The following is a 2,467-nucleotide window of genomic DNA, read 5'->3' as shown; positions in this document are numbered from 1 at the left end:
AGAAGATTCCATGCACATTTTTGTCACATAAAAGAAAACGACTCTAAATTATGCACATTTTTGTCATATAAGCCAGATGTTCTACTCAAAAACTTCGTCAATACCAAATTCATCCATATTCGCATCGTCTTGATGACATGGGTTGTATCCTTCTGGTAGACCGAAGGACGCATCTGCCCGATAACCAAGCGACTTATCACGATAAATGCGTTTCATGTAATACGCCCAAATAGGCAATGCCATGGTGGCACCTTGTCCCATGCGCATAGAATCAAAGTGGATATCACGGTCTTCACCACCTACCCAACAGCCACTCACTAACTGTGGCGTGAAGCCCATAAACCAAGCATCCGAATTTCGATTGGTAGTACCTGTCTTCGCTCCTATTTCACCATCAATGTGATATTTGAATCGCAAACGTCCAGCTGTACCACCTTCAACAACAGCCTGCAGAAGAACAAGCATCTTATTGGCGCTTTCCTCGCTAATGACCTCATTCATGCGTGGTTGAAAAGTTGCAATGACATTTCCTTCATTATCCTCAATCTTTGAAACAAACATGGGTGCAGTACGGATACCATGGTTTGCAAACGCTGAATAGGCACTCACCATCTCGGCAACAGAGACCTCACATGGTCCTAAACAAAGCGCCATAGATGGATGGATTTCAGGATTTTTGATTCCAAAATCGTTCAACATACCAACAAATTGTTGTGGATTTAATCTGCTCATCAGGTAGGCAGATATCCAGTTGTTCGAATTAGCCAATCCCCACTTCAACGTAACCATCTGTCCATAGCGTCGTCGACTGGTATTCCTTGGCGTCCAAGGTTTACCTGCTACAATGTATGTTCGTTGTACATTCGGCGCTTGGTCACAAGGAGAAAAACCGTTTTCCATAGCTAATGAATACAAGAAAGGCTTAATGGTAGAGCCTACTTGGCGTCGTCCACTCATCACCATGTCATACATAAAATGATTATAGTCAAGTCCACCGACATACGCTTTCACATGCCCCGTTTGCGGTTCCATACTCATGAACCCTGCTCGCAAGAACGATTTGTAGTATCGAATAGAATCCATGGGAGTCATCGTTGTATCTACATCCCCATGAAATGTAAAGATACTCATATCCACAGGCGTTCTAAATGCTTTTTGAATCTCTGCATCCGTAGCTCCTGAAGCCTTCATGACACGGTAACGTTCACTACCTCTCATCGATCTATTAAGTATCGCTCTTATCTCCTTCTGCGTCAGTGCACTTGTAAAAGGTGCATTTGCTTTTTTAGAATTTTCCTTTGTAAAAGCAGGTTGTAAAAACTTCACAACATGATTATACACAGCATCTTCTGCATAACGTTGCATTCTTGAGTCAATCGTCGTAAAGACTTTTAAGCCGTCTGTATAGACATTATAGGGCTTACCATCTTTCTTAAAGTTTTTATTACACCATCCATACAGCGGGTCGGAGACCCATGCAATGGAATCGAAGACATACTGATTTTGATTCCAAGAAGGATAATCGGAGCGTTGAGGATGCGTTGCCATCATGTATTGACGCAGAAATTCTCGGAAATATGTAGCAGATCCGTCCTTATGATCGATGCGATGAAAGTCTAATACCAATTTTTCATCGGCATGTTGATGATATTCTGCTTTTGACAAATAGCCCGCTTTTTGCATCTGACTCAACACGACATTCCTCCGCTCCGTACACCGTTGAGGATATCTCACAGGATTAAAGAGCGAAGGGTTCTTGCATAAACCTATCAAAGTTGCCGCCTCATTGATGGTCAAATCTTTGGGCTCTTTATTAAAATAGGTGTTAGATGCAGTTTTGATACCCACGGCATTGTGTAGAAAGTCAAAATAATTAAGATACAAGGCAATGATTTCTTCCTTGGTATAGTTTCGTTCCAACTTCACCGCAATCACCCACTCTATGGGCTTTTGCAATACTCTTTCCAACGTACTGTGGGCGGTTTCAGAATATAACTGCTTTGCCAATTGCTGTGTAATGGTAGAACCACCCCCAGCATTTTCGTGTCTTAAAATACCTCTCTTAACAATGGCGCGCGCCAAAGCAATAAAGTCAATCCCTGAATGTTCATAGAAACGCTCATCTTCTGTGGCTACTAAAGCATGTACCAAGTGTGGAGATATTTTAGAATATGGTATGACGATTCTATTTTCCTTATTGAAATTCCATGTTCCAAGCACCTTTCCGTCTGCAGAATATACTTGTGTAGCAAACCTACTAATCGGATTTTGTAAATCTTCTACATCAGGCATATATCCTATCCATCCTTTCCAAATGGCAGTAAATGCCAAAACTAACAGGATTGATACAATAATTAATATCCTCCAAAGCACATGAATGAAAACCTTTCTCATAACTTCTATGTTGCTTTCCAAATAATTGGAAAATATTTGTAATTTATTAACTGTTCATTATCATTCACTTAGC

Annotated in this window: 1 protein-coding gene; it reads right to left on the bottom strand. The window is 40.9% G+C overall.

The window, feature by feature from the left end; genetic code table 11:
* Window positions 1–81: 81 nt before the first annotated feature.
* Window positions 82–2,394, bottom strand: a complete 2,313-nt coding sequence (locus DEM91_RS12365) for a transglycosylase domain-containing protein (protein WP_249859105.1) — start codon at window positions 2,392–2,394, stop codon at window positions 82–84.
* Window positions 2,395–2,467: the final 73 nt, after the last annotated feature.

The organism is Prevotella sp. TCVGH (genome assembly GCF_023522295.1).
Lineage (GTDB): Bacteria > Bacteroidota > Bacteroidia > Bacteroidales > Bacteroidaceae > Prevotella > Prevotella timonensis.
Note: the sequence above shows the minus strand (reverse complement) of the source record. Positions and strands in the feature narration are given on the sequence as shown.

Bases quoted from the DNA above. Each gene is read 5' to 3' on its own strand.
- DEM91_RS12365 (WP_249859105.1), bottom strand. From the start codon at position 2,394: ATGAGAAAGGTTTTCATTCATGTGCTTTGGAGGATATTAATTATTGTA.